Source organism: Sulfuricurvum sp., from assembly GCF_041651515.1.
In the GTDB taxonomy this organism is placed as follows: Bacteria; Campylobacterota; Campylobacteria; order Campylobacterales; family Sulfurimonadaceae; genus Sulfuricurvum.
In genome coordinates, this window is record NZ_JBAZJF010000021.1 from 1 (window position 1) to 2,769 (window position 2,769).

Below are 2,769 nucleotides of genomic sequence, written 5' to 3' on the forward strand. Positions count from 1 at the left end.
CCTTGAACTTCGCGAGCGATCAAACGAGATTTAGTCGGAGATACGCGAACGAATTTTAATAGTGCTCTTGCCATATCTCTTCCTTATTTCCCGATTTTCTTTTGTACAGAACCTTTATGGCCCTTAAACGTACGTGTTGGTGAAAATTCACCAAGTTTGTAACCAACATGGTTTTCCGTTACGAAAACCGGTACAAACTGACGGCCATTATGGACGGTAAACGTCAAACCGATCATATCTGGCAAGATCACACTACGGCGTGACCAAGTTTTGATTGGTTTGTTGCTTTTCGTCTCTTTGGCAGCAATCACTTTTTTCATAAGGTGTCCATCAACAAATGGTCCTTTTTTTACTGATCTAGCCATTATCTACCTCTTCGGATTTGATTTACGGCGAGTAATAATAAGTTTATCACTTGCTTTCTTCTTACGTGTTTTAGCACCTTTAGTCGGTTTACCCCATGGAGTAACCGGGTGACGTCCTGAATTGGTTTTACCTTCACCACCACCGTGCGGGTGATCGATAGGGTTCATCGCAGAACCACGCGTTTGAGGACGGATACCCAAGTGACGTGAACGACCGGCTTTACCAATAACGATATTGATGAACTCTTCGTTACCGACAGTACCAACAGTCGCCATACATTCACCAAGAACATAACGCATTTCACTTGATGGAAGACGTACAGATACATACTTCCCTTCACGACCCATGATTTGAGCTGATGTTCCCGCTGAACGAACGATTTGTCCGCCTTTGCCCGGTTTTAGCTCAAGATTGTGAACCGTAGTTCCCACAGGGATATTCATCAATTTCATAGCGTTACCCGCTTTGATGTCCAAACCGCTCTCAGCAGCAGCGACAGTATCGCCAACGATCAAGCCTTTTGGTTGAAGAATATAACGTTTGTCACCATCAACGTAATTGATAAGTGCGATACGACAGTTACGGTACGGATCATATTCGATCGCTGCAACAGTACCGGCAATACCGAATTTGTTACGTTTGAAATCGATGATACGGTAAAGCTTTTTAGCTCCCGCTTCTTTATGACGTGACGTGATACGACCGTTGTTGTTACGTCCTGCATGTGCCGGAAGTTTTGTCAACAATGAACGAACAGACGCTTTCGCTGTAATGTCCGAGTTGTCAACGTTTGTCATAAAACGTCGGCTCGGTGTGGTTGGTTTATAGGTTTTGATTGCCATAATTACACCGCCAAACTATCGATTTGTGCGCCTTCTGGCAATTTCACATAAAACTTTTTAAAGTCGTTTTGCTTGCCAGTAAGACCACGGAAACGTTTTACTTTTCCGCTTTGGTTCAAAGAGTTAACGCGAGCCGGAACGATTCCGAAATACTCTCTAAACACCTCTTTAAGTGCATTCTTAGTCATTCGTGTTGACGTTTGAACTACGATTACACCTTCTTCTTGAAGACCAAGAGTCTTCTCTGTATACAGGATCGATTTGATATCAGTAATATCTGCCATCTTAGCTCTCTTTAGTCAGATTTTCCCATACCGCTTTTTCGATTACTACCGAACGGTATGTCGCGGCCAAAAAGGCGTTGAGTTCATTCTCTTCTACAACGTACGTAGAAGCAATGTTGCGGAATGCAAGATAGGTATTCTCATCGAGAATCTTTTTCACCAATAACGCGTCACGTACGTTCAATGTGTTGAACAACGCTTTTGCGTCTTTTGTTTTACCGCTTGGAACTTCAATCGAATCAACGATGAACAATTTCCCTGCAGTTGCCAAAGCATCCAATGCACATTTAAGTGCTAATTTCTTTTGCTTTTTGTTGATCTTTTGATCATAGTTACGACCCGTGTTTGGACCGTGTGCAATCGCACCGCCAACAAAGATTGGTGAACGACGTGAACCGGCACGTGCGCCACCTTTACCTTTTTGAGCCCATGGTTTTTTACCACCACCGTTAATAGTCGAGCGACTTTTTACAGACGCCGTGTTAGAACGGATACTCGCTTGGTACGACTTAACGTACAAATAGAGGTTATGTGGGTTGATACCGCTAAAGCTCTCAGGCAATGCCAATTCAGAGGCTTTTTCGAATTTTTCGTTCAGTACAATCGCGCTCATTATTTAACAACCTTTACTCGACCTAGCGCACCGTTTGCACCTGGGATTGAACCCACGACAACCAATACACCGTTTTGTGCGTCATATGACATGACTTCGTTTTTTACCGTAACTTGCTCGTTACCGTATTGTCCGGACATTTTACGTCCTTTTTGAACTTTACCCGGCCATTCGCGGTTACCGATAGATCCACCAGTACGGTGAAAACGGTGACCGTGGGCGCCTGGTCCGCCGGCAAAATTCCAACGTTTCATAACGCCGGTAAAACCGCGACCTTTGGTATTGAATGCGCTCTTAACAGTTTTTGCATCTGCTAGAGGGCTCATATCCTGATCACCTGCTTCAGTATTAGCAACTTCCAATGTAGCGAATTTGTTGAATTCAGCAGAAAGGTTATATTTCTTTTGCTGACCCTCAATCGCTTTGTTGGCCGCTTTACCTTGGCTATACGCTACAAGCGCAGTACCTTCGTTCACAGAACAAACTTTTACTTCTTTTACTTTTAAAAGAGTAACTACTTTGCTCGGAACGCCAACCGTTCGGCTCATGCCGATTTTTTCTACAATGTATTCCACACCCTACTCCTTACTTGTCCATAGAGCGAACTTCTACGTCCACTTCCGGAGCCAAGTCAAGCTTCATCAACGAATCAACTGTATCTGGC

At 43.9% G+C, this 2,769-nt stretch carries 5 protein-coding genes and 2 pseudogenes; all 7 read right to left on the reverse strand.

The window, feature by feature from the left end; all coding sequences use genetic code 11:
- Positions 1 to 74, reverse strand: a pseudogene (locus WC407_RS14905) (50S ribosomal protein L22); the annotation flags it as partial.
- A 9-nt stretch (positions 75 to 83) separates the two neighbouring features.
- Positions 84 to 365 (reverse strand): 30S ribosomal protein S19, encoded by a 282-nt coding sequence (gene rpsS, locus WC407_RS14910; RefSeq protein ID WP_015652597.1) that lies wholly within the window; start codon positions 363 to 365, stop codon positions 84 to 86.
- A 3-nt stretch (positions 366 to 368) separates the two neighbouring features.
- Positions 369 to 1,208 carry a 50S ribosomal protein L2 gene (gene rplB, locus WC407_RS14915; RefSeq protein ID WP_373023435.1) on the reverse strand — a complete coding sequence of 280 codons (840 nt, stop codon included), beginning with the start codon at positions 1,206 to 1,208 and terminating at the stop codon, positions 369 to 371.
- 2 nt (positions 1,209 to 1,210) lie between these two features.
- Positions 1,211 to 1,492: a 50S ribosomal protein L23 gene (locus tag WC407_RS14920; RefSeq protein ID WP_373023436.1), complete on the reverse strand. Its 282-nt coding sequence runs from the start codon at positions 1,490 to 1,492 to the stop codon at positions 1,211 to 1,213.
- 1 nt (position 1,493) lies between these two features.
- Entirely contained in the window at positions 1,494 to 2,108 is a 615-nt protein-coding gene (rplD, locus tag WC407_RS14925; protein ID WP_373023439.1) for a 50S ribosomal protein L4, read from the reverse strand.
- The gene (gene rplC, locus WC407_RS14930) at positions 2,105 to 2,680 is read right to left on the reverse strand and encodes a 50S ribosomal protein L3 (protein WP_373023437.1); all 576 of its coding nucleotides are present in this window, start codon (positions 2,678 to 2,680) and stop codon (positions 2,105 to 2,107) included. Before rplC ends, rplD begins: the two co-directional genes overlap by 4 nt.
- A gap of 10 nt (positions 2,681 to 2,690) precedes the next feature.
- A pseudogene (locus WC407_RS14935) lies at positions 2,691 to 2,769 on the reverse strand (30S ribosomal protein S10); the annotation flags it as partial.